Source organism: Acinetobacter sp. V89_7 (assembly GCF_029967895.1).
GTDB lineage: Bacteria > Pseudomonadota > Gammaproteobacteria > Pseudomonadales > Moraxellaceae > Acinetobacter > Acinetobacter soli.
Genome location: NZ_JASCAJ010000025.1, coordinates 16,951 through 39,288, shown reverse-complemented (window position 1 = coordinate 39,288; position 22,338 = coordinate 16,951). Strand labels below are relative to the sequence as shown.

Below are 22,338 nucleotides of genomic sequence, written 5' to 3'. Positions count from 1 at the left end.
ATTTACTGTTTTTTACTTCAAAAACAAAAGTTATTTCACATTTCAACTACATAAAACGTTTTTAGCACCGCGTTTTAAACAAAAAAAACTGCCAGACGAGCTGGCAGTTTCTTGCTTGTATCGAGCCGGAGCCGATTACGCGCGGTTACGTTTACGTTCGTTTTCAGTCAAGTAACGCTTACGGATACGAATTGACTTCGGTGTTACTTCAACTAGCTCGTCATCTTCAATGAATTCAAGCGCTTGTTCAAGCGTGTATTCAATTGCAGGTGTAAGTGTCAATGCATCATCTGTACCAGACGCACGTACGTTGGTTAACTGTTTCGCTTTGGTTGGGTTAACCACCATGTCGTCAGAACGTGAGTTGATACCCACGATCATGCCTTCATACACTTCAAGCTGTGGTTTAGCAAACAAACGACCACGGTCTTGCAAGCTGAACAATGCATAGCCCAAGCAAGTTCCCTGAACCATAGAAATCAATACACCGTTTTGACGCTTCGCAACAGTACCTTGTTTCACAGGACCATAATGAGAGAAGCTTGACGTCATGATCCCTGTACCAGAGGTCATGGTCAAGAATTCAGAACGGAAACCAATCAAACCACGTGATGGAACAGTTGCTTCAATACGGATACGGCCTTTACCGTCAACTTCCATATTGGTCATTTCGCCTTTACGATGGCCCATTTGTTCCATCACAGCGCCTTGATGCTGTTCTTCTACGTCAAACGTTACGTTTTCGTAAGGTTCTTGTTTTTCGCCATCAATTTCTTTGATGATTACTTGTGGACGCGATACGCCCAACTCGAAACCTTCACGACGCATGTTTTCAATTAGAACTGAAAGGTGAAGTTCACCACGGCCAGATACTTTGAAACGGTCTGGACTGTCTGTGTCTTCGACACGAAGTGCAACGTTGTGAATCAATTCGCGGTCAAGACGTTCACGAATGTTACGTGAAGTCACGAACTTACCTTCTTTACCAGCAAACGGTGAGTTGTTGACTTGGAAAGTCATCGATACGGTTGGTTCATCAACAGACAATGGTGGAAGCGCTTCAACATTTTTCTGATCACAAATGGTGTCTGAAATGTTGAGTGCATCAATACCGGTAATACATACGATGTCACCTGCAGATGCAGAATCTACATCGACACGCTCAAGACCATGGTAACCCATGATTTTTAAGATACGACCGTTACGTGTGTTGCCTTCTTTATCAATCACAGTAACAGGTGTGTTGGTTTTTACTGAACCGCGCTGAATACGGCCAACACCAATTACACCTACGAAGCTGTTGTAGTCGAGTGATGAAATTTGCATTTGGAACGGACCATCAACATCAACTGCTGGTGGTTCAACGATGTCTACAATCGTTTCAAACAACGGCGTCATGTCTTCAGCCAATTCTTCTGGTGAAGGACCTGCAACACCACGAAGACCAGATGCATAAACAATTGGGAAGTCCAACTGCTCATCAGTTGCACCCAAGTTATCAAACAAGTCAAATACTTGATCGATCACCCAGTCACAACGTGCGCTTGGCTTGTCGACTTTGTTGATAATCACGATTGGCTTCAAACCACGTGCAAACGCTTTTTGAGTTACGAAACGCGTTTGTGGCATTGGGCCTTCTTGAGAGTCAACAAGCAACAATACGCAGTCAACCATCGACATTACACGTTCAACTTCGCCACCGAAGTCGGCGTGTCCCGGGGTGTCTACGATGTTAATACGGTATTCGGTGTCGGTACGTTTGTCGAGCCACTTGATTGCTGTGTTTTTTGCAAGAATGGTAATACCACGCTCGCTCTCAAGCGCATTCGAGTCCATGACACGCTCAATCTCACCCGCGCGATCGCCAAGTGCACCTGATTGTTGAAGAAGTTTATCGACAAGGGTCGTTTTCCCGTGGTCGACGTGTGCAATAATTGCAATATTGCGGAGATTTTTGATATCTGACATGAAAATTCGATAAGCCTAAAACTTGAGGGCAAATTATACAGAAAAATGCTACATAAAAGTAGTGACAGTTTATTGACATAGCCGCGTTTTTTTCGCCTCTTGTCTATTATCTTTTATTATTTCCCTCATCTCGATTAGAATACCGCCACCTTGTCGTAGCTGACCGATGATTTTACATGTCTGATTCTTCCAATTTTCCCTCTAAAAACAACGATCAACTCGACCTTGTGTATGGTTTGAATGATCGGCCTGCACCGTTTGTCTCATTCTTGGCAGCTTTGCAACATTTACTCGCAATTATTGTTCCGATTGTGACACCAGGCTTGCTGATTTGTCTGGCATTGGGGGTTTCACGTGAAGAAACCAACATGATCTTGTCGATGTCATTGGTAATTTCTGGCGTTGCCACATTTTTACAATGTAAAAAAGTCGGCCCTTTAGGGGCTGGTCTTTTAATCGTGCAAGGTACCAGTTTTAACTTTATTGGCCCCATTATTGGGATTGGTAGCGCTATGGTGGCGGCCGGTACGCCTGTCAATCAAGTCATGGCTGCTATTTTTGGTGTGGTGATTGCCGGCTCATTTATTGAAATGGGTGTGTCGCGTATTTTACCTTGGATCAAAACCCTGATTACACCGCTGGTGACTGGTATTGTGGTGTTACTGATCGGACTCACCTTAATCAAAGAAGGCCTGATCAGTATGGGCGGTGGTTATCAGGCCATGCAAGATCAGACCTTTGCCAGCAGCGATAACCTCATTATGTCATGTACGGTGTTGGCAATTATTATTCTTCTCAATCGTATTCAGGTGATCTGGATCAAGAGTTCTGCCATTCTGATTGCTTTAATTGTGGGATATATTCTTGCGGGTTTTATGGGGCATTTAAATTTTTCAGGTTTAAATGAAACACCATTGGTTCAGATTCCCACGCCTATGCATTTTGGGCTAAGCTTTTCATGGAGTCTGTTTATTCCAATGGCGTTTATTTATCTGGTGACTTCACTTGAAGCCATCGGTGACATTACCGCAACCAGTAAAATTTCAAATCAGGCGGTCAATGGCCCACAGTGGATGCAACGAATTAAAGGTGGCGTACTGGTTAATGGCGCCAACTCGCTACTGGCGGGTCTGTTTAATACCTTTCCAAGCTCAGTATTTGCACAAAACAACGGCGTGATTCAGCTCACGGGTGTGGCCAGCCGCTATGTTGGGATTTGGATTGCGGTACTGCTGATTTTACTTGGACTGTTCCCTGCTGTTGCGGGCATTATTCAAGCCGTACCGCAAGCGGTTTTGGGTGGAGCTGTTATGGTCATGTTTGGTGCGGTGGCAGCATCAGGTATTAATATTTTATCTGGTATTCATTTAGATCGACGTGCCCTACTGATTATTGCCATTTCACTGGCACTGGGTTTAGGTGTTGCACAAGTACCGCAAATTCTGGAACACTTACCCGAATTGTTTAAAAATATTTTTAGTTCAGGCGTGGCCACTGGTGGGCTTGCAGCACTGATCCTAAATATTGTTTTGCCTGAACATAAACAATAATTTAGATCGTATTTACATTTTGCCCAGTGAGAACTGGGCTTTGTTCTTCATGAGAGATTAAGATGGATCCACGCAGTGAAGTGGTACTTCGACAGCATCAATATTTTTCTGGCACGGTGCTATTGATCAATCCGCCTGCCGATGGCTTATGCCATGAACTGAATCAGCACGCGCAAGCGTCTGTTTGGACGTGGAATTTTGCCGATCATCAATATTTTGAACAGCAATCGATTGTGACCAGTTTTGGTGTACATTTTCCTTCGGTTACACCCGATCAGGTGATTATTTTTGTTCCCAAATCTAAAGAACTACTGCGCTATATTTTGCACGTGGTGGTCAGTCACCTCACTCAAGGCCAGTCTATTTTTTTGGTCGGTGAAAAAAAAGGGGGGGTAGAACGTGCTGCCAAACAGTTACTCGATTATGGCAAGACCATAAAACTGGACAGTGCACGACATTGCCAGCTTTGGCAGACTAAAATAGACACAACCGAGCAGTTGCGACCACTTGAACAGTGGGTACAACAGTACACGGTTGAAGTTGCACAAAATAGCCTCACGGTCTGTGCGTTGCCAGGTGTATTTAGTCAGCGTCAGCTTGATGTCGGAACAGCCGTACTTTTACCTTATCTTGAACAGATAAAATCGGGTAAACTTGCCGACTTCGGATGTGGTGCAGGCGTATTAAGTGCATCTTTAGCGCAGTTAAATCCGCAAAACAAGATTTACGCCATGGATGTGGATGCATTCGCACTGTGTTCTACAGAGATGACATTTCGTCTAAATGGACTCAATCCGGATCAGTTACAGCTTTGTGCGGTAACGGGCATTCATGATGCACCATCGGATTTGGATGCTATTGTAAGTAATCCACCTTTTCACCAAGGGATTCATACCGACTATGCCGCCAGTGAAGGCCTGTGTACAACAGCCAAAAAACACTTAAAGGCAAACGGTGAATTGTGGATCGTGGCGAATCGTTTTTTAAATTATCCCGTTTTGATTGAACAAGCCTTTGGCCAATGTCAAATAAAAGCAGATCAACAAGGCTTCAAGGTGCTTTATGCCAAAGCAACTTTAGGAAAGTAAGGAATTTTCATGAGCGAAACGACTCAACCTGATCAGCTCCAGCGTAAGCTAGGTGCTCGTCATTTAAATATGATTGCCATTGGTGGCTCAATTGGCACAGGTTTATTCCTTGCATCCGGCTCGACTATTGCCAATGCGGGACCTGGCGGTGCCCTGCTGGCCTACGTGCTCATCGGCGTCATGATTTACTTTTTGATGACCAGTCTAGGCGAACTGGCAACGCATAATCCAACCTCGGGCGCTTTCTTTACCTATGGTAACCGCTATGTAGAAGAAGGCTTCGGTTTCGCGCTGGGCTGGAACTACTGGTATAACTGGGCCATTACCGTAGCTTTTGAGCTGGTGGCAGTACAGTTGATTATGAAATTCTGGTTCCCCGACATTCCAGGATTTTACTGGAGTGCTATTTTCTTGGTGGTGATTTTTGCCATCAATGCCATGACCGTTAAGGGTTTTGGTGAAAGTGAATTCTGGTTTTCAATGGTCAAAGTGGTCGCAATTATTGCCTTTATCATTATTGGGATGGCCATGATTATTAAAATCATGCTGACACCCAATATAGCCACTTTTGGCAACTGGACATACAAAGATGCGCCTTTCGTGGGCGGCTTGCAAGCGATGATTGGTGTGGCCATGATTGCTGGATTTTCATTTCAGGGAACCGAGATGGTCGGCGTTGCGGCAGGTGAATCTAAAGATCCAAAACGTACTATTCCACTTGCAATCAAACAGATTTTCTGGCGAATTCTACTGTTTTATGTGGTCTGTATTTTTATCATTGGCACATTGGTCAGCTACGACGATCCACGTCTGCTTCAAGCAGCGCATAGCTCAGATATTGCATTATCACCTTTTACCTTACTCTATGAAAAAGCAGGATTTGCCTTTGCTGCAAGTCTAATGAATGCAGTGATTTTAACTGCAATTCTTTCGGCTGGAAATTCGGGCATGTACTCCTCTACCCGCATGCTGTGGGATATGGCCAAAGAAGGCCGTGCGCCAAAATGGTTTGCTCGACTTGACCGTCGTGGCGTGCCAATGAATGCACTTTATGCCACTACAGCCATTGCAGCTTTGTGTTTCCTAACCACATTTATTGGACAACAGGAAGTCTTTAACTGGTTACTCAACATGTCAGGCATGTGTGGCTTCATTGTTTGGCTGGGTATTGCGATTTCACATTATCGTTTCCGTAAAGGCTATGTTGCACAAGGTTATAAACTTGAAGATTTAGCCTATCGAGCCAAATTTTTTCCATTTGCACCGTGGTTTGCCTTTATTTTATGTTCGATTATTATTTTAGGACAAAACTATCAAGCCCTGCTGGGTGGCAAAATCGACTGGATGGGATTACTCTCAACATATATTAGTATCCCATTGTTTTTGGCAATCTGGTTAGGCTACAAATGGAAATACAAAACTAAATTGGTGACTTACCAAGAGATGAATGTCAAAGCCGATAAAGATCTGTAATGCTAGTCACTTAACAGAGTAGACAACAGCTCGATTATCCGTCACACTGTCAATGAAACCCAGCAATCGCTGGGTTTTTTATCCTTTGTACGAGGTATTAGTCACTTACACAAATCTTTAATTTCCAATAGGAAGCATGATGAAACTCAAAGCTGCATCTAAAATTCAGGCTAGAAATAAAGTCGCATTATCACCACTGCTTCAAAAAGGCGGCTTACATGAAACTGAACAACCGCGCACACAGCATCGCCGTGATCGTAAACAAAGCAAACAATGGCTAAAACACGGGCATTACAACGAATTTTAAGGTGAATACTATGAATTATTTAATTTCAATCAGACAAAAAAAAAGCAGCTCCGAAGAGCTGCTTTTTTATTTGATCAAACTCAGATTATTGAGCTTGTTGACCAGGCTGAACAGTTACTGTACGGCTACCAGTGATCGTAGCGAATACACGACGGTTCATTGCACGGCCTTCTTTCGTGCTGTTGTCAGCAATCGGTTGATCCCAAGCAAAACCTTGAGTTGTCAAACGAGCTGGATCGATGTTGTATTCGTTAACAAGTGAAGACTTCACAGAGTTTGCACGAGCCAAAGACAAACGTTCGTTCAACTTACGTGGACCAGTGTTGTCTGTGTGACCATCGATACGAGCAGTTGCGTTTGGATATTCAACCAATTTCTCAGCAACTTTCGCGATTTCTGGCTTGTATTGATCTTTGATGTTTGATTTGTTTGTATCAAAGAATACACGAAGTTCCATGTTAAGATCTTCAGTCAACTCTTGTGGTTGAGGTTGAACTGGAGTTGGCTCAACTGGAGCAACTTCTACTACAGGCGCAGCAGGCTTCAAGTGACCGCCAAGAACAACGTTCAAACCAGCAAGTGCTGTGTAGTTCCAGAAGTCTTCATCGATGTTGTAAGTTGCACGCGCTTCAGTACGAAGAGACAATGCATCGTTCAAACGCCAGAACGCACCAACACCTGCATTACCCAAAGTACCTTCTTCAGTTGTACCGCGCGCACCGCGTGGAACACCGTCAAAATCATACTTGTAGTGACCAGCACCTAGTAATACGTATGGCTTGATTTTGCTGTCATAGTTTTTGGTGATCAAATCAGAAGTAACGTAGAAGTTACCGTTGATTTGTTGTTGTTTGTATTCAGCACCTGCTAGAGCACCGTCTACATCACCTTTAACTTGGTTATATTCAGCTTCGAAACCTAACCATGGAGTTAATTCAACACCAAGTGCTGCACCAACAAACAAGTCGTCTTGAAGCTCAGGACCATTCGTTAGGTCACCTTTGTTTCCGCCGTTGTTGTGTTGAGAGTCTTGGAATGTGTAACCAAGTAATAATGGAGTTACTGTAACACCAGCATTAGCAGCAGCTAGTGGAGCAGCAACAAGCATAGTAGCAAGTGCAATACGACTCAATTTCATGGATATCCTCCAGAGATAACAAATTGTTTGTTGTTCAAGCTCAGCCTAAAATTTATTTGGCTTCCTGAGATAAGCTATTTTTGTACCCCAGTTTTATTTTTAAGCTACTCACGTTGAATCATACAAACACTTAAACTGATTTCCAAGTGCTTGATAACTTTAATCAAGTAAATTATTGACAAAATTACTTACAATTTCCGTTGTAATTCGGTAACTTTTTACTCAATTTATTTCTGTGAATAACCAACTCTTCACGCTTTCTTTATTTTAACAGCATTAAAACGCTTAGGTAATAAATATTTCAATTCGTTTATTTTTGCAACACGCTTAAGGTAATCAACTGTTAAAAAAAGAAAAAAACTACAAATGATGGACATTCCTTTACTATGAATAACAATTTTTTAGGTTTTAGTTTAATTGAATTTATCGTTACCCTCACGGTTTTAAGCATTTTAATTGGTGTCGGAGTACCGACTTATCAGCATGTTATGGCGACTCAAGAAGCCAACCATATCCCAAGAACACTCACAATTCACATACAAAAAGCAAAGTCCGATGCGGTGCTGTATCGTCATAACGTTGTGCTTTGCCCGAGTATAGACAAGCAAACCTGTAGCGATGACTGGAGCAAGGGCTTTATTGTATTTTTAGATCAAAACCGTAACCGGCAGCGAGATCTCAATGAAGATCTGCTATCGAGTACAGACTGGAATACCCGTTATGGCATGCTGTCTTGGAAAGGCACTTTGCAATCTAACCATTTGATGTTTCGGGCCGCAAGTGGCTTGCCAATCGGATCAAATGGAAGCTTTTATTATTGTTCGCAAAAAGTCAGTCATAAACGTCTGGTGATCAGCCGCATGGGGCACTTTCGTGTCGAAACCCTTGCCGATTGCCCAACATGAGAACTGGACAGTCTAGCTATCTGATGTCTGCACAAGCAGTATCAGCTTAAATTTTGACTATACTGCTGTCACGATCAAATACAACCGCATAATAACGAACTTGGAGTAAATAACATGACAGACGTCGTGATTGTCAATGGTGCACGTACCGCTATGGGCGGTTTTCAAGGTGCTTTATCTTCAGTTTCTGCGCCAGAGTTGGGTGCTGTAACCATTAAAGAAGCGATCCACCGTGCTGGTTTAGCGCCTCACGATGTTGATGAAGTCATTTTAGGCTGCGTACTCCCTGCTGGTCTTAAACAAGGGCCTGCGCGCCAAGCCATGCGTCAAGCAGGTTTACCCGATCAAACGGGTGCTGTGACCATTAACAAACTTTGTGGTTCAGGCATGAAAGCCGTGATGCAGGCCACCGATGCGATCAAAGCGGGAAGCGCTCAAATTGTAGTAGCCGGTGGTATGGAATCAATGAGCAATGCACCTTACATACTCAGTAAAGCTCGCGCTGGTTATCGTATGGGGCACGGCGAAGTAAAAGATCATATGTTTTTGGATGGTTTGGAAGATGCCGAAACTGGCCGGCTCATGGGTTCTTTTGCTCAAGATAAGTCCAGCCAGCGTCACTACACACGTCAACAAATGGATGATTTCGCAATTCGTTCGCTTCAACGTGCGCAAACTGCTATTCAGGCTGGATATTTTAAGGACGAAATTGTGCCTGTCACGGTCACTTCGCGTAAAGGCGATGTTGTGGTCGAACAAGACGAGCAACCCCTGAACGCCAAACTTGATAAGATTCCCAGTTTAAAGCCTGCTTTTGCCAAAGATGGTACCATTACCGCTGCCAATTCGAGCTCAATTTCAGATGGCGCTTCGGCTCTAGTTTTATGCTCACATGAGCTTGCTATACAGCGCGGACTTGAACCACTGGCCAAGATTGTTGCGACTGCTTCCAACTCTCAGCACCCTTCGGAGTTTACCATTGCCCCTGTAGGTGCGATTGCAAAAGTTTTAGACAAGGCTGGATGGCAAGCAGATGAAGTCGATTTATGGGAAATTAACGAAGCCTTTGCAATGGTGACCATGTGTGCGATTGATGATTTCAAACTGGACACCGAAAAAGTGAATATCCACGGTGGTGCATGTGCGCTCGGCCATCCTGTAGGCTCTACCGGTTCACGAATTATTCTGACGCTGATTCATGCACTGAAACGTACCGGAGGACGCAAAGGTATTGCTGCCTTGTGTATTGGCGGTGGTGAAGCGACCGCGGTGGCCATTGAACTGCTCTGAAACACTAAAAATCTATAGATGATGACTCCCGCCTCAGCGGGAGTTTTTTTGTATTTTCCGATAAAAAATACTGTTTTTTGCTCAAAAGAGACTAAATTAAAAACATTATTATCATCGTTTAGGATCACGCCGATGCAGCTTAATCACTATCTCAACTTTGCTGGTGAAACCGAAGCCGCGTTTATCTTTTATCAATCGGTATTTGGTGGTCATTTTGCACAACTCACTCGATACGGGGATATCCCCGCCGAAGACGGCCAGTCGCTTTCCGATCTGCAACGTCAACAGATTTTGCATGTCTCTTTACCCATTAATGCCTATACCGTGCTGATGGGATCTGATATCAATGAGCAATTCTGTGCAGCAGACTCGCGCGGACTCAGCAAAGGCAATAATCATTATATTTCGATTAATCTGGATCACGATGAGACCGAGGCACGACGTCTTTTTAATTTACTCTCGGCAGGTGGACACATCGAGACGCAACTACAGAAAACTTTTTGGGGTGCCCTTTATGGCGCCTTTACCGATCAGTTCGGGATAAAGTGGATGGTCAATTGCCAGCTTGAATCGGTTTAAATTACTTCATTGGGCTTAATGTGTAGACAGTTTCATAAGAACCAAACCCGAAACAATTAAGACAGCAGCGAGCATTCTCATGGCACTCACTGGCTCGTGCAATAGAAAAATCCCCAATACAAATGAGCCAATCGCACCGATTCCTGTCCAGACGGTATAGGCAGTACCAAGCGGTAGTGTACGCATTGAAATCGAGAGTAAAATAACGCTTAACAGCATAAAAATGATCGTTACAACGCTTGGCACGAGTCGGGTAAAGCCTTCAGAGAGCTTCATCGAGTACGCCCATATCACTTCAAAAAAACCAGCAAGAATCAGAATCAACCAAGCCATGCTTAAATCCTTATTGAATAATCAGGTCGGCCTGATAATTTTCCCACTCTGGGGGAGGTCGTTCCTCCTTAATTTAAATACTTTAATATAGGATGGGTCGTTAAAAAAGCAAAAGCCCACATTATTGGTACATAACAAAATCAATTACTGAATCACAAACGAGGTTTTTTTCTGAAACACTTTGCGGGAACGGTTGAGCAAGAACATCACCATGAGCACTGTCATCACAATATCCGGCCAGTTCGAATTAAGTTGAAGGCACAGCAAACCCGCAATCACCACCGCAAGACTAAATACCACTTCATAAAAACTCAGTAATGTTTTCCAGTTTAAATCCAGTTCGGCCGCGTGGGTCTGTATCAATAACCACATATTCACCAGCATGGTAAGGAGCGCCAGTAACCCCACGAGCACCACCATTTGCGACATGGCGGATTGACGCATCACAATCTGCAAGGCCACACCAAACATCAACAGCAGGCTTAAGCCCAATTGTAAATACACGCCTGCGCGGGTGAGTTTGTATAAGCCGACTTGTTTTTCCTGAATCGCAAAGAGCATCATGGCATAGATCATCACATCGCTCAGTAGAATCAACCCGAGCGCCATCAACGCGGTAGAAGAAGCTATCACTCCAGTGAGGAACGTCACGATCAGCATCACCAGATTAATACTAAGCAACCAGCTAATCATTTGATTACGCCGCTGCATATACGACCAGTCGATTGGCTCAGGGATATAATTGGTCTGGGTTTGCTGAAATACCAATTGAATTCCATTTTGATTTAAATGCGCTTCAATGGGCTGTACGGGGCCATCATGATAAATTGCCAAGTGATGGGTTTGCTGATCAAGCTCGACATAACCCACATGGTCTAAATTATTCAAGCACGTTCTAATTTGCTGCTGAGTCACGGGGGTGAGCTCAGGCAAATAATAAAAACTCATAAACTGACGATTAAGATCGTCATCGACTGGAATATTCAATAATTCTTGAGACATCACAGTACATGGTGATTGAGTGTGCAGCGAATGCAGCAAAGCATCGGTAATCAGATTGGTTTGATACTGCTGTTTTAAATTCATTTATGCACCATGAGCATTACATCGGTGACCGCTGATACGTTGATCAGCGGCTTGTTTCAAAAAACTTACATTAAAACTTAAACGTTACGCCCGCACCATACCACCACGCTCGATCTGAAACGGAAAAAAGTGCTGTGGGATGCTGCTTATAATGATATGCAACATCAATGAATGGCATCACTTTTTTGTTAATTTCATAGCGTGTTTGTAATCCGGTTTTCAGCTCGTTCAAACCGGTTTCAGCAGCTTCTGACGATTGATCCGAGATCACAATATCCGCTTTCAAATACGGTTTTATTACAATCTTCTGCGTCAGCAACACATCTCGTTCGGTTTCGACGCTTAAGCCAGTGTAGCCATGTGCGCCTATAAACAGCGAGAGATCCGTTTCAAAAAAGTATGGCGCCAGTCCATGTAGTGCAATCACGCCATCAAGTGTCTCATCTGCTGATTCCGATGCATCATCACGATACCTTAAGCCCGTTTGAATATCCCAAAAATCAGAAATCATCCGGCTATAGCGCATAGAAATATTACGTGAAGCAGATTCAGATTCTTCTTTCTCAAGTTCTGCCTTGAGATACAGCTTGTTTTCATCTGTTCCCCACCAACTCCGCAGTTCCGATTGTACTGCACCTTTGCCGTGGGTATTTACCATCCACTGAGTATCCACTTGTGTGGCCTGATACCACTGTCCGCCGTGCTGATCGCGATGATGTTGCGCTTCATCGGACTCCTGATATGCAAGATGTGTATCTTTTAGAGTGGTCGTTGGCATTGGCATGATAGCGTGAGAATGGGTATACATCTGCTCATTTGAAGTTTGTGCAATCGTTCCCGTACTGCCTAATGCCATGCAGATACACAAGGTCATTTTAGTGATGCGCATGATGAGCTCCTTGTGATGACGTTGGTACAAGCTCCGCGACAGATGAAGCACTTGATGCTGTATCTGAGTTGTGATCGGTATGCGCAACAATCAGCTTATTCATCATGCCTGCCGACATATGGTAGAGCAAATGACAGTGAATGGCCCACTCGCCCACCTCATCTGCGGTTAAAAGTGCGCTCACAGTTTGCCCTGGAGGAACAATAATGGTGTGCTTGTTGGGAAGATTTTCAGGTGCTTGACCATTTTCAAGTTGTACAAACATGCCATGTAGGTGCATAGGATGCGCCATCATGCTCTCGTTGATAAATTTCAGCCGAACACGCTCGCCATATTTGACCTGAAGCGGCTTGGCCTCTGAAAACTTTTGTCCATTCATCGTCCAGATATAACGCTCCATCGTACCGCCTAAACGAATTTCAATTTCTCGATCTGGAGCACGCAGATCTGTCTGTGGCGTGCGAGCACGTAAATCGGCGTAACTGAGGGCTTTCATACCCTTTGGTGTGGCGGCATTCGACCAGCCCTGCATACGGGTATCATCGTTTTGCATCATGTGCTGCATGTGTAAATCGTGCTGCTGATCCATGGAGGCCATCGGCATGTGTTGCATGTGTGCATGATCTTCTTGCATCGGCATCGAATCATGTTCAGTGGTATGCATGTCTTGTGCCTGTGCAGGTGTACTCATGTGAGCGTGTCCCATGTCTTGCATGGTCAGTACAGTGCGAGGCCGCGCCACAGGTGCAGGAAAAGCTTTAAGATGAGTGGCATTTTTATTGATGAGTGATGCTAAAGCAAATCCGGTTCGGTCAATCGATTCGGCCTGAATCTGATAGGCATCGTGCTGAGGTTGTACTACGACATCATAGGTTTCGGCAGCACCAATTCTAAATTCATCTACCGATGCAGGTTGAACGGGTTGACCATCGGCAGCCACGACCGTCATCTTTAAATTGGGAATCCGTACATCAAAAAATGACATTGCTGCAGCATTGATAAAACGCAACCGAATACGTTCGCCTGGCAGAAATTGGCCGGTCCAGTTTTGGTCTGGTGCTTTGCCATTGACCAGAAAAGTATAACCACTCACATCGGACAAATCCGTTTTCAGCATACGCATCTGATTCCACATTTTGCGATCTTGCCATGTGGCTTTCACGCCTTCATGCTTCACCTGTTGCCACACATCCGACCATGTTTCACGGCGGTTTTGATAATACTCTGCATCTTTCTTCAGATTTTTTAAAATCTGATCGCCACGAGTCGGATGTGAATCTGAAAGCATTACCACATAGTCACGCTGCACAGGAGGCGCTGCATCTTGATGCTGGCTTGGCTTTGGATAAATAATCAATGGCCCATAGAGTCCGTCTTGCTCTTGCCCCTTACTATGAGCGTGATACCAATAGGTGCCATTTTGACGAACACGGAAACGGTAGACGAAATCACCATTCGGATGAATTCCTTGAAATCCGTTGAATCCCGGCACGCCGTCCATCAAGCCGGGTAATAATAATCCATGCCAATGCAGTGCGGTTTGTGCTTTCTTTAAGTTGTTGTGTACATGGATGACGGCCTCATCGCCTTCGTTAAATTCCAGCAACGGCGCTGGAAACTGCCCGTTTACCGTGATTTTACTGACTGATTTTCCATTGAGATTGATGTTGTGTTGATCAATCGTCAGATGATAGGTTTTTACCGCTGCACTGGCCGCGCTGGACAGCACCAGACACATTGCAGCAAACCATAGGGTTGGCAATTTTAATTTCATGACTAACCTCAAAATTTAAAAAACATTAAACGTGAAACGTTAAAGATCTAAATCGAGATTAGGCTCTAGGAGGACGTAAAATATCGGTGAGATAGCCACTCTCAGTATTTGAGCTATAGTCTATGGCTGTACTCGACACCAGCGTGTACGATGTCGGCAAGGCGATTATGGGGATTTCGCCCAACATGACACAACTGATCATCTGACAATGTAATGGTGTACATTTTTGGCAGTCTGCAAAGAATTGACTGGAATGATCATTGATACTGGCACAATCTGATCCGACAGGTTTTTCTGTTGCCTGTGTGGCGTGGCTATGTTTCATCACTGATTGATGACAATCAGACATGACACCATGATCATGCGTCGAATGATTTAAATGTTGCAGCGAGATGCCTTGATTTGAAAGTGATGCGTGTTGTAGCGTTGTCGATGCCATGGCAAAGCTGCTCCAGCTCATGAAGATCATCATGAGCCACACCAACCAGCGATATCGACGAAAACGCACGTTCAAACCCATTGCTCCAAAAAATGGTGATGTCTTTACTATTACACACCCTTATCTAGCATAGCCAAATTCATGCACAGGCTCAATCCTCATTTATATCGCTCAGTTTATAATTGTGCGTATTGCTAGAAGTTTGAGCACTCACTTTAACAACATTTCAACCCAAAAATAAAATGTTATTCAAAACGTTCACTCATAAAAAAAGCACGCATATTGCGTGCTTTTTAAACCAAAACCGATGCGTAAATAAGCAATTGTTTTATGATTGATTATTCTATCACCAGTTTATCCATACACTTATGAACACGGTTATCCATATAGTTATAAACAAACTTATCCACAGGACATGTATAAATTAAAGTGTTTACTCTTATACAGACTGAGTGCCCACTTTGGCTAGCTCTAATCGCATTTCATCAATAACCGCTTTGTAGTCTGGTTTTCCAAAAATGGCTGAACCCGCAACAAACATATCCGCACCTGCTTCAGCAATCTCGCGAATATTGGCTGGGCCAACACCACCATCAACTTCAAGGCGAATATCACGACCGCTGGCATCAATCAATTTGCGTGCCTGACGTAATTTGTCGAGTGTCATTGGAATGAATTTCTGTCCGCCAAACCCCGGGTTGACACTCATGAGTAAAATTTGATCGACTTTATCCATTACATAATCAAGATAATGCAAAGGCGTTGCCGGGTTAAATACCAACCCAGCTTTAGCACCACCTGCTTTAATCAGTTGCAGTGAGCGATCGATATGATCAGATGCTTCTGGATGGAAAGTAATAATGTCTGCACCTGCTTCGATGAAATCCCCAATCATTCGATCGACAGGCGATACCATCAAATGCACATCAATTGGTGCCTGAATGCCATAACTTTTAAGCGCCTTACATACACCCGCACCAAAGGTCAGATTCGGTACATAATGATTATCCATCACATCAAAATGAACGACATCTGCACCCGCCGCCAAAACACGTTCGACATCTTCACCTAAACGGGCAAAATCGGCAGACAAGATAGAAGGAGCAATCAAATACGGCTTGGACATATACGACCTGGCAAACTGAAGAACAAGAGCAACAGTATAACAAAATCAAGTACAGACTGCCTGTTTATCCTACACAGTTTCAGCGCAAGAGATTGCAAAATTGCAACGCAGCATTCTCGTTTGGCCGGTACTATCCCGCTGTAAAATTTGCTAATGTCAGGATCTATACTTGAGGACAGCACAGTGAAAACACAAACAACACTTGATACACAAGACGGTAAACGTATTGCGAAACGCCTAGTCAATCATTGGAAACACAAATTTGAAGTGGCAGAGTCAGAAACAGAATTTCGAATTCTGATGCCGACAGCAACCGTCATTTTAACACCTTCAGATACGGCGCTTGTAGCACGTATTGAAAGTAATCTTGACGATCATAGCCGCCTTGAAGGTGTGGTGATTGAGCACTTGAACCGAATGGCACAACATGAGTTTGATGCAACATGGGATACGCTTTAAAACAAAAAAGTGAAGCATTTCTGCTTCACTTTCAATAGGTTGAATTTATACATTCATCCTTCAAGCTGTACGGCATGAAATTGCAAATGATCTTCAACAAAGCTCTGAATAAAATAATAACCGTGATCATAACCTGCATGTTTTCTTAAGGTGAGAGGCTGCCCCACTGTTTGACATGCACGTTGAAATATATCTGGATTTAACTGATCGTAAAACTGATCATCCATGCCCTGATCAATCAGAATATCTTTAAACAAAGCACCTTTGCTTTCAACCAATACACTTGCATCGTGATCTTGCCATACGGCTTGATCTGCTCCCAAATAATGTGAAAATGCTTTTTGGCCCCACGGACATTGTACAGGCGCACAAATTGGTGCAAATGCAGAAACGGATTTGAATTTTTCGGGATACTTAAACGCTAGCGTCAATGCCCCATGCCCGCCCATCGAATGGCCCATGATACCGATCTGACTTGAATCGACTGGAAATTCTTGTTGCACCAAGGCATATAACTCCTCGGCAATGAAACTTTCCATTTGATAATGGGCTTGCCAGGGCTGCTCAGTGGCATTGACATAAAAACCTGCTCCCTGCCCCAAATCCCAATGATCGCCTTTGGCCACGTCTTCACCTCGCGGCGAGGTATCTGGCATAATCAAAACCAAATCAAGATGTGCAGCCAGACGCTGAGCATGTGCTTTGATTGCAAAGGTTTCTTCGGTACAGGTGAGGCCAGCCAGATAAAACAGCGCCGGACAGCGGTTGCCTTCAAGTGCCGCAGGCGGCAAAAAAATCCCAAATCGAGTAGTCCCGTTTAAATGGGTCGACTCAAATTGATAAATTCGTTGTTCTCCGTCATAACACTTGTTTTTTTGCAGCAGTTCCATGGGTCTTTTCCTCATGTGAAATTACGCTGGCCTGTGGCACAGTTTGTTGTGGGAATAAATGTTGTTCAAGTTGAGGCAGCATCAATTCCATATTTTTACCAATCATCCATTGTGGCTCGGAAGGCTCAAAACCTTGTGCCTGTTCCCATTTTGCGACGGTTTGCTTGGCTTGCAAGAATGCATCTTTCATTGAATGATGATCACGCATGGCCTGATCAAAGAGTGCCCGACCAAAATAGGTATAATCGGCTTCGTTGGTACAGCCAAATGATTGTCGGTCGGCAGCCGATGCCGTAATGATCAGTGTATCTGGTGATTGTAATGCGGGGATAAAGCTGCCCGAGAAACACGAAGACACCACAATGACACGCCAGCGAATACCGGACTTGTCGAGGGCTTCACGTAGCCATTTTGGATCGACTTGCCCTAAATCTAGCGGTGCATTTTCAATTTCAAACTGATCTGGCGCGCCATGCGAGGTCATGTACAAAAACAGCACATCACTTTCACGGTTCATTTGTTGCCCAATCCGGTTTAACGCCATCGCGATACTGGTTTTCGATGCCAACGGAATCTGGGTTCGGGTATCTGGATTATTGACCAGCATCATCGAGCGGCCAATGGTGCCAAAACGCGTATCGAATTGCTCTTTAATGCGCATAATTTCAGATTTAAAGACATCCTGATAACTGGCACCTGCCACCCCTAAAAAGTACCAGTGACTTTGCGCGAACTCACCATACTGAATTTGCTCAAGGGCCTTATTGAGTAGACGACTCTGTGCATAAAAGGCATCTTCGGCGAAGCTAGGAGGAACATCTTCTACTTTCCAGATCGGCTGACTACGCACCGATCCCTGCCACACCACCAGAGTCACCAGCGTTGCAATCATAATGAGTGCACGCTCCCACCATGGCCATTTTAATTCACGGGCAAATACCCATACCACCGCCAGACTTTGCCATACAAACAGCACCATAAAGATGCTCGGCAAATAGTCATACAATGAATAAGGCAAATAGTCGAGCTGGCCCAGATACTGGATCAAACTTTGTAAAAGCGCAATATTGGTGTCCAGTACCAGCCACAAAATTGCAGGTACCAGCATCAGACGGGCATTGTTGGTTCGCTGAGAAAGGAAAATCCCGACAATCAGTGCCAGAAATGGCCATAACGCGTAACTGACCAATCCTTGAGAGTTAAATGCGCCTCCATCGCCTGCCACCAACCAGCTAAATAGCGTATTGGCAGCACCACCCAACACACCCCAAACCAAAAGCTGAAAAATCGAGGGATGGATGACCTGAAGCGAACGTCTCGACCCCAAAAATAACCATAAACCCGCGGTTTGGTTGCTTTTAAAATCATGCCAAAAGTTAATGGACGGTTTGAGGTCGATCATAGAATTGTTCGGGAGGCCGTGAGTTTGGTAAGCACTTTATGAGTTGAATCCGAAGTGCAATTTTCTTGGTGACGCATGTTCACTATATAGCAAAGTTTTGGCAAATATTGAAGCAATGATCACACTTACTCACAGAGAAAGCTGAAAATAAGCATCAAAACGACAGGCATCACCCTGCCATTGATGGTCAGGAGTCTCATCATTTAAAAATACGGCGTGTCTCGGACGTTTCACCACCACACGCTTTGCCATTTGCCGTGCAAGGGCTAACAGTTGATCTCCTAAATCCATCTGCCCATCTTCAGGTAACAACAGATGCAGTAGCTGCATTTGTTTTTTTACCTGAGCCTGCTTCTTGGCTGCTTGCTGATGCTGGTCACGCTGCGGAAACATCGGATCTAAATACACCACATCAGTGATCGCCTGCTGCTCAATTCGCTGCGTCAAGTAGTCGGCAGCATCTGAAAAAATCAAGTGCATACGTGCCATGACAGGCGCTAAATACGCATCCTGTTCGGCCTGTTGTTTTGCAAATTCGAGCAAGGTAAAAAGTATAGGATGACGCTCCACCAAAGTGACCTCTGCACCAAGACTGGCCATGAGCAAACCATCATGTCCCAAGCCCGCAGTGGCATCAATTAAATGCGGCTGCTCACCCAACTGACACGCTCGTGCAATCATTTCAGATTTTAGGCTGGCACGTTTTAATCGAGGAATTTCAGCCATCCAGTCGGGCTGCATTTTCATTCCATTGGCACTAAGCCATAACCCTGCATGATCGACACATAAGGCCAATTCGGGATGCTGTCTTAAGAAACGGGCATTTAATTGCTCAATCTCGATCAGTTCAGTGACCACACCGCGTGTCTGAAGAAGCTGTTGAACCGCTTCTGCCTGATCTTTTACTTCGGCCACAGCATATAATCGCATTGGATTTACCATCAGGTATATCCTTTAAAAATAAACAATAAAAACAAAGGTAATGCAATCACTGTGCTTTGCCTTGCTCGGCAATCTTTTTCCACGCATTGTCACGCAAGTAAACGGGAAGTGCCTGTTCAGCCGGCACCCATTGCTCATTGAGTGCATAGTGTCTTGCAAGTAATGCAATGTGATGTGCATTCGGCTGGACTGCTGCCACCTGTGTCTCTGTGGTCGCGATTAAATGCGCGCCTGAACCAACAACGGTAAACTGAGCTGCTGCCTGAGCATCTGCATAGTTCAGCAAACGTTCTTCGCCATCGAGTTGCATGATGCCGGCATCATCGAGTACATAATTAGCCAAATAAACTTCTTGCATACGTGCATCTAAAACAGCAGTCACCTGTTGTAATTGATGGGTTTGATAAGCGGCCTGCGCCAGTGCCTGCAAAGTAGACACTGCAATCACCGGCAGGTCATTGGCCCATGCCAATGCCTGTGTCACAGCAGCATTGATCCGTACACCACTAAATGATCCTGGGCCTCGACTAAATGCAATTGCTGTGAGTTCATGCAGCTCGGTCTGCGTATCGCGCAAGGCGGCTTCAATCATGGGTAAAATTGTTTGAGTCTGAGCCTTGGCTCGATCATCAAGTTGAAAAAAAAGCTCTTGATGTTGATCGATCAAGGCCACAGAACATTGTTCATTGGCTGTTTCCAATGCAAGCACTTTCATGCAAACCTTACGCTATATAATTAACAAAAACGCTGAATATCATACTCTACTCCCCGCTGTCAGGCGAGTGATTCAACGTAATCGGTTTGCACGAATCCAAGGTTCAAATCGACTCATATTCATCAAAAAAATACGGTTCAAGCTGCACATATTTTTTATAGTGCTCGGCATAATGCATGGCACTCATTTTAAGCTGTGCTGCACCCTGATCATCGAGTGTTTTAACCACTTTGCCCGGCGACCCCATTACTACTGAATTATCGGGAATGACTTTACCCTCAGGAATCAGGGCATTGGCGCCAATAATACAGTTTTTTCCAATAACGGCATGATTCAGAATCACGGCGTTAATACCGATCAGGCTGTTGTCACCAATGGTGCAGCCATGTAGCATGGCCTGATGTCCGATGGTCACATAGTCTCCGACCACCAGCTCAATTCCCGCATCGGTATGCAACACGGCATTTTCTTGTACGTTGGTAAAATCGCCCAGCCGGATTAAACAGTTGTCTGCACGAACGACCGCTCCAAACCAGATACTGACTTCATCACCCAGTTCGACTTGACCAATCACGGTCGCATTACCTGCAATCCACCCCTTCCACGGATGGTGTTTGGTTCTAGGGTGTTGTCCTTGAAAGCTATACATCATCTGAGTTACTCCTTTCTATTGTTCTTTTCAAGTTTTTGCCGAATAAATAGAGGCGAATTTAATAAGAATGGCCACTCCTTTTGATAACCAAGGCCATATTGAAAGAGTGAAATCAACATACGTGCCGTTAAACCCCAGACCACCTCATCTTCGACACGCATACTCGGAAAGTACAACGTTTGCTTGATATATTTCACCTGATGGGGTTCTGGCGGCGCATTGAGTAATTGTTCAAGCGAAGCAAAAAAAATACGATCGATTTCAGTAGGCTGCGGTATCAAATGTACATCGGGTGGAATCAGCCCGACAATCGGTTTCACTAGCATGCCATTTTTGGCACGCTGCATGGGCAGATCTCCCATCAACTCGACATCGAAGGGATTAAGTGCCGTTTCTTCTTGCGCTTCACGTAATGCCACCACGATATTACTGGTATCACCACGGTCACGTTTTCCGCCCGGAAAAGAGACTTCTCCACCATGATTTTTTAAGCGGGTAGAACGCCGCGTCAATAACACCTTCGGATCTTTTTCATCGGTAATCGCAATTAATACTGCAGCTTCTGCAGGTTGAGTACGTCGCGCAAAACGTAGTCGTTGTTGTAACCGATGGGTTAATCCTTGTTCACTCATTTGCGCCTCTCGATTCTTGTTATTTTTCCATCATAGCTCAATTTTTTTGGGGTAGTATACAAATGATGCGAAACAATAAAAATTCAGTTATGCTGAGCTATCTTTAGCCCCGATGATTGTTATGAGTTTTTGTATCGTTTGTGGACATAAAACAGAAGAACAGATCCCGCTAGGTGATCATAAATTGCGCCGTGTTTGTGGCAATTGTGGCCATATTCACTATGAAAATCCAAAACTCATCTGCGGGGCACTGGCAGTTTGGGACAATAAGGTTTTGCTGTGCCGTCGGGCAATCGAACCACGCTACGGATTGTGGACTTTACCCGCAGGCTACATGGAGTTGTTTGAGACCATGGAAGAAGGCGCTGCACGTGAAACGCGTGAAGAAGCCGAGGCCGAGATCGACATTGAACATCTATATTGCATGTACAACATTCCGCGTATCGGACAGATCTACGTGTTGTTCAAAGCCCTGCTCAAAGACGGCGTATTTGGTGCCGGTGAAGAAAGCATCGAATCGCGGTTATTTGAAGAACACGAAATCCCATGGGGAGAACTGGCTTTTCCAAGTGTTGAGCGTACGCTTCGACATTACTTTGAAGACCGTAAACAGCAGCATTTTCCGGTACATTTAGAGACCATCGGCACCCGTCTGGATCACACAGGATAAAATAAAAAAAGGCCACTCATAGTGGCCTTTT

At 44.5% G+C, this 22,338-nt stretch carries 23 protein-coding genes; 9 read left to right on the top strand and 14 right to left on the bottom strand.

Features of this window, described 5'->3' with window-relative positions:
* Positions 1–135: 135 nt before the first annotated feature.
* A complete protein-coding gene (gene typA / locus QLG00_RS06920; RefSeq protein ID WP_004934944.1) occupies positions 136–1,968 on the bottom strand; it encodes a translational GTPase TypA in 1,833 nt (610 codons plus the stop codon).
* A gap of 176 nt (positions 1,969–2,144) precedes the next feature.
* On the opposite strand from typA, the gene QLG00_RS06915 reads away from it, so the two are divergent.
* The 4 genes from QLG00_RS06915 (at position 2,145) to QLG00_RS06900 (ending at position 6,386) form a co-directional block, all read left to right on the top strand.
* Positions 2,145–3,518, top strand: a complete 1,374-nt coding sequence (locus QLG00_RS06915; RefSeq protein ID WP_004934942.1) for a uracil-xanthine permease family protein — start codon at positions 2,145–2,147, stop codon at positions 3,516–3,518.
* Between the two features lie 62 nt (positions 3,519–3,580).
* The gene (locus QLG00_RS06910) at positions 3,581–4,606 is read left to right on the top strand and encodes a class I SAM-dependent methyltransferase (RefSeq protein ID WP_149930138.1); all 1,026 of its coding nucleotides are present in this window, start codon (positions 3,581–3,583) and stop codon (positions 4,604–4,606) included.
* A gap of 9 nt (positions 4,607–4,615) precedes the next feature.
* The gene (locus QLG00_RS06905; RefSeq protein WP_004945517.1) at positions 4,616–6,079 is read left to right on the top strand and encodes an amino acid permease; all 1,464 of its coding nucleotides are present in this window, start codon (positions 4,616–4,618) and stop codon (positions 6,077–6,079) included.
* 139 nt (positions 6,080–6,218) lie between these two features.
* On the top strand, positions 6,219–6,386 hold the full coding sequence (locus QLG00_RS06900) for a hypothetical protein (protein WP_004934934.1): 168 nt from the start codon (positions 6,219–6,221) through the stop codon (positions 6,384–6,386).
* 85 nt (positions 6,387–6,471) lie between these two features.
* On the opposite strand, the gene omp38 is transcribed toward QLG00_RS06900, so the two are convergent.
* A complete protein-coding gene (gene omp38, locus QLG00_RS06895; RefSeq protein ID WP_004934932.1) occupies positions 6,472–7,524 on the bottom strand; it encodes an outer membrane protein Omp38 in 1,053 nt (350 codons plus the stop codon).
* Between the two features lie 386 nt (positions 7,525–7,910).
* Between omp38 and QLG00_RS06890 the strand changes: the two genes are divergently transcribed.
* The 3 genes from QLG00_RS06890 (at position 7,911) to QLG00_RS06880 (ending at position 10,298) form a co-directional block, all read left to right on the top strand.
* Entirely contained in the window at positions 7,911–8,429 is a 519-nt protein-coding gene (locus QLG00_RS06890; RefSeq protein ID WP_055415808.1) for a GspH/FimT family pseudopilin, read from the top strand.
* A gap of 114 nt (positions 8,430–8,543) precedes the next feature.
* Positions 8,544–9,719 (top strand): acetyl-CoA C-acyltransferase, encoded by a 1,176-nt coding sequence (locus tag QLG00_RS06885; RefSeq protein WP_282470702.1) that lies wholly within the window; start codon positions 8,544–8,546, stop codon positions 9,717–9,719.
* A 132-nt stretch (positions 9,720–9,851) separates the two neighbouring features.
* Complete coding sequence (locus tag QLG00_RS06880) at positions 9,852–10,298, top strand: VOC family protein (RefSeq protein WP_004934924.1); 447 nt, start codon at positions 9,852–9,854, stop codon at positions 10,296–10,298.
* Between the two features lie 15 nt (positions 10,299–10,313).
* Here QLG00_RS06880 and QLG00_RS06875 read toward each other — a convergent pair whose 3' ends face one another.
* The 6 genes from QLG00_RS06875 to rpe form a co-directional block, all read right to left on the bottom strand.
* Complete coding sequence (locus tag QLG00_RS06875) at positions 10,314–10,631, bottom strand: multidrug efflux SMR transporter (protein ID WP_004934921.1); 318 nt, start codon at positions 10,629–10,631, stop codon at positions 10,314–10,316.
* A gap of 144 nt (positions 10,632–10,775) precedes the next feature.
* The gene (locus QLG00_RS06870; protein ID WP_004934920.1) at positions 10,776–11,717 is read right to left on the bottom strand and encodes a hypothetical protein; all 942 of its coding nucleotides are present in this window, start codon (positions 11,715–11,717) and stop codon (positions 10,776–10,778) included.
* A gap of 70 nt (positions 11,718–11,787) precedes the next feature.
* Positions 11,788–12,606: a copper resistance protein B gene (locus QLG00_RS06865; RefSeq protein WP_282470701.1), complete on the bottom strand. Its 819-nt coding sequence runs from the start codon at positions 12,604–12,606 to the stop codon at positions 11,788–11,790.
* Positions 12,593–14,380 carry a copper resistance system multicopper oxidase gene (locus QLG00_RS06860; protein WP_282470700.1) on the bottom strand — a complete coding sequence of 596 codons (1,788 nt, stop codon included), beginning with the start codon at positions 14,378–14,380 and terminating at the stop codon, positions 12,593–12,595. Before QLG00_RS06860 ends, QLG00_RS06865 begins: the two co-directional genes overlap by 14 nt.
* A gap of 58 nt (positions 14,381–14,438) precedes the next feature.
* Positions 14,439–14,888 carry a hypothetical protein gene (locus QLG00_RS06855; RefSeq protein WP_252511634.1) on the bottom strand — a complete coding sequence of 150 codons (450 nt, stop codon included), beginning with the start codon at positions 14,886–14,888 and terminating at the stop codon, positions 14,439–14,441.
* A gap of 370 nt (positions 14,889–15,258) precedes the next feature.
* On the bottom strand, positions 15,259–15,945 hold the full coding sequence (gene rpe / locus QLG00_RS06850) for a ribulose-phosphate 3-epimerase (protein ID WP_025096140.1): 687 nt from the start codon (positions 15,943–15,945) through the stop codon (positions 15,259–15,261).
* Between the two features lie 183 nt (positions 15,946–16,128).
* Here rpe and QLG00_RS06845 point away from each other — a divergent pair, with 183 nt between their 5' ends.
* Positions 16,129–16,404 carry a DUF2218 domain-containing protein gene (locus QLG00_RS06845; RefSeq protein WP_282470699.1) on the top strand — a complete coding sequence of 92 codons (276 nt, stop codon included), beginning with the start codon at positions 16,129–16,131 and terminating at the stop codon, positions 16,402–16,404.
* A 53-nt stretch (positions 16,405–16,457) separates the two neighbouring features.
* Here QLG00_RS06845 and fghA read toward each other — a convergent pair whose 3' ends face one another.
* The 6 genes from fghA to QLG00_RS06815 all read right to left on the bottom strand — a co-directional run bounded on the left by fghA (position 16,458) and on the right by QLG00_RS06815 (position 21,637).
* Positions 16,458–17,294 carry an S-formylglutathione hydrolase gene (gene fghA / locus QLG00_RS06840; RefSeq protein WP_151746851.1) on the bottom strand — a complete coding sequence of 279 codons (837 nt, stop codon included), beginning with the start codon at positions 17,292–17,294 and terminating at the stop codon, positions 16,458–16,460.
* Entirely contained in the window at positions 17,263–18,696 is a 1,434-nt protein-coding gene (locus QLG00_RS06835) for a C13 family peptidase (RefSeq protein ID WP_004934899.1), read from the bottom strand. The genes fghA and QLG00_RS06835 overlap by 32 nt, the downstream gene beginning before the upstream one ends.
* A gap of 129 nt (positions 18,697–18,825) precedes the next feature.
* The gene (locus QLG00_RS06830) at positions 18,826–19,638 is read right to left on the bottom strand and encodes a class I SAM-dependent methyltransferase (RefSeq protein WP_004934896.1); all 813 of its coding nucleotides are present in this window, start codon (positions 19,636–19,638) and stop codon (positions 18,826–18,828) included.
* Between the two features lie 46 nt (positions 19,639–19,684).
* Positions 19,685–20,353, bottom strand: coding sequence for a tRNA (adenosine(37)-N6)-threonylcarbamoyltransferase complex dimerization subunit type 1 TsaB (tsaB, locus tag QLG00_RS06825; protein WP_048763473.1), 669 nt, complete (start codon positions 20,351–20,353; stop codon positions 19,685–19,687).
* 103 nt (positions 20,354–20,456) lie between these two features.
* Positions 20,457–21,002 carry a gamma carbonic anhydrase family protein gene (locus QLG00_RS06820; protein ID WP_171494912.1) on the bottom strand — a complete coding sequence of 182 codons (546 nt, stop codon included), beginning with the start codon at positions 21,000–21,002 and terminating at the stop codon, positions 20,457–20,459.
* 8 nt (positions 21,003–21,010) lie between these two features.
* Positions 21,011–21,637, bottom strand: coding sequence for a CoA pyrophosphatase (locus tag QLG00_RS06815; protein ID WP_004934887.1), 627 nt, complete (start codon positions 21,635–21,637; stop codon positions 21,011–21,013).
* Positions 21,638–21,758: 121 nt separating this feature from the next.
* Here QLG00_RS06815 and QLG00_RS06810 point away from each other — a divergent pair, with 121 nt between their 5' ends.
* Positions 21,759–22,307, top strand: a complete 549-nt coding sequence (locus tag QLG00_RS06810; protein WP_025096147.1) for an NUDIX hydrolase — start codon at positions 21,759–21,761, stop codon at positions 22,305–22,307.
* Positions 22,308–22,338: the final 31 nt, after the last annotated feature.

What these genes read in the sequence shown, in the direction of transcription:
- QLG00_RS06810 (WP_025096147.1), top strand. Translation starts at nt 21,759, where the DNA reads ATGAGTTTTTGTATCGTTTGTGGACATAAAACAGAAGAACAGATCCCG.
- QLG00_RS06875 (WP_004934921.1), bottom strand. Translation starts at nt 10,631, where the DNA reads ATGGCTTGGTTGATTCTGATTCTTGCTGGTTTTTTTGAAGTGATATGG.
- QLG00_RS06880 (WP_004934924.1), top strand. Translation starts at nt 9,852, where the DNA reads ATGCAGCTTAATCACTATCTCAACTTTGCTGGTGAAACCGAAGCCGCG.
- QLG00_RS06905 (WP_004945517.1), top strand. Translation starts at nt 4,616, where the DNA reads ATGAGCGAAACGACTCAACCTGATCAGCTCCAGCGTAAGCTAGGTGCT.
- QLG00_RS06860 (WP_282470700.1), bottom strand. Translation starts at nt 14,380, where the DNA reads ATGAAATTAAAATTGCCAACCCTATGGTTTGCTGCAATGTGTCTGGTG.
- QLG00_RS06815 (WP_004934887.1), bottom strand. Translation starts at nt 21,637, where the DNA reads ATGAGTGAACAAGGATTAACCCATCGGTTACAACAACGACTACGTTTT.
- QLG00_RS06820 (WP_171494912.1), bottom strand. Translation starts at nt 21,002, where the DNA reads ATGTATAGCTTTCAAGGACAACACCCTAGAACCAAACACCATCCGTGG.
- QLG00_RS06835 (WP_004934899.1), bottom strand. Translation starts at nt 18,696, where the DNA reads ATGATCGACCTCAAACCGTCCATTAACTTTTGGCATGATTTTAAAAGC.
- QLG00_RS06900 (WP_004934934.1), top strand. Translation starts at nt 6,219, where the DNA reads ATGAAACTCAAAGCTGCATCTAAAATTCAGGCTAGAAATAAAGTCGCA.
- QLG00_RS06870 (WP_004934920.1), bottom strand. Translation starts at nt 11,717, where the DNA reads ATGAATTTAAAACAGCAGTATCAAACCAATCTGATTACCGATGCTTTG.
- fghA (WP_151746851.1), bottom strand. Translation starts at nt 17,294, where the DNA reads ATGGAACTGCTGCAAAAAAACAAGTGTTATGACGGAGAACAACGAATT.
- QLG00_RS06890 (WP_055415808.1), top strand. Translation starts at nt 7,911, where the DNA reads ATGAATAACAATTTTTTAGGTTTTAGTTTAATTGAATTTATCGTTACC.
- typA (WP_004934944.1), bottom strand. Translation starts at nt 1,968, where the DNA reads ATGTCAGATATCAAAAATCTCCGCAATATTGCAATTATTGCACACGTC.
- rpe (WP_025096140.1), bottom strand. Translation starts at nt 15,945, where the DNA reads ATGTCCAAGCCGTATTTGATTGCTCCTTCTATCTTGTCTGCCGATTTT.
- omp38 (WP_004934932.1), bottom strand. Translation starts at nt 7,524, where the DNA reads ATGAAATTGAGTCGTATTGCACTTGCTACTATGCTTGTTGCTGCTCCA.
- QLG00_RS06865 (WP_282470701.1), bottom strand. Translation starts at nt 12,606, where the DNA reads ATGCGCATCACTAAAATGACCTTGTGTATCTGCATGGCATTAGGCAGT.
- tsaB (WP_048763473.1), bottom strand. Translation starts at nt 20,353, where the DNA reads ATGAAAGTGCTTGCATTGGAAACAGCCAATGAACAATGTTCTGTGGCC.
- QLG00_RS06830 (WP_004934896.1), bottom strand. Translation starts at nt 19,638, where the DNA reads ATGGTAAATCCAATGCGATTATATGCTGTGGCCGAAGTAAAAGATCAG.
- QLG00_RS06885 (WP_282470702.1), top strand. Translation starts at nt 8,544, where the DNA reads ATGACAGACGTCGTGATTGTCAATGGTGCACGTACCGCTATGGGCGGT.
- QLG00_RS06910 (WP_149930138.1), top strand. Translation starts at nt 3,581, where the DNA reads ATGGATCCACGCAGTGAAGTGGTACTTCGACAGCATCAATATTTTTCT.
- QLG00_RS06915 (WP_004934942.1), top strand. Translation starts at nt 2,145, where the DNA reads ATGTCTGATTCTTCCAATTTTCCCTCTAAAAACAACGATCAACTCGAC.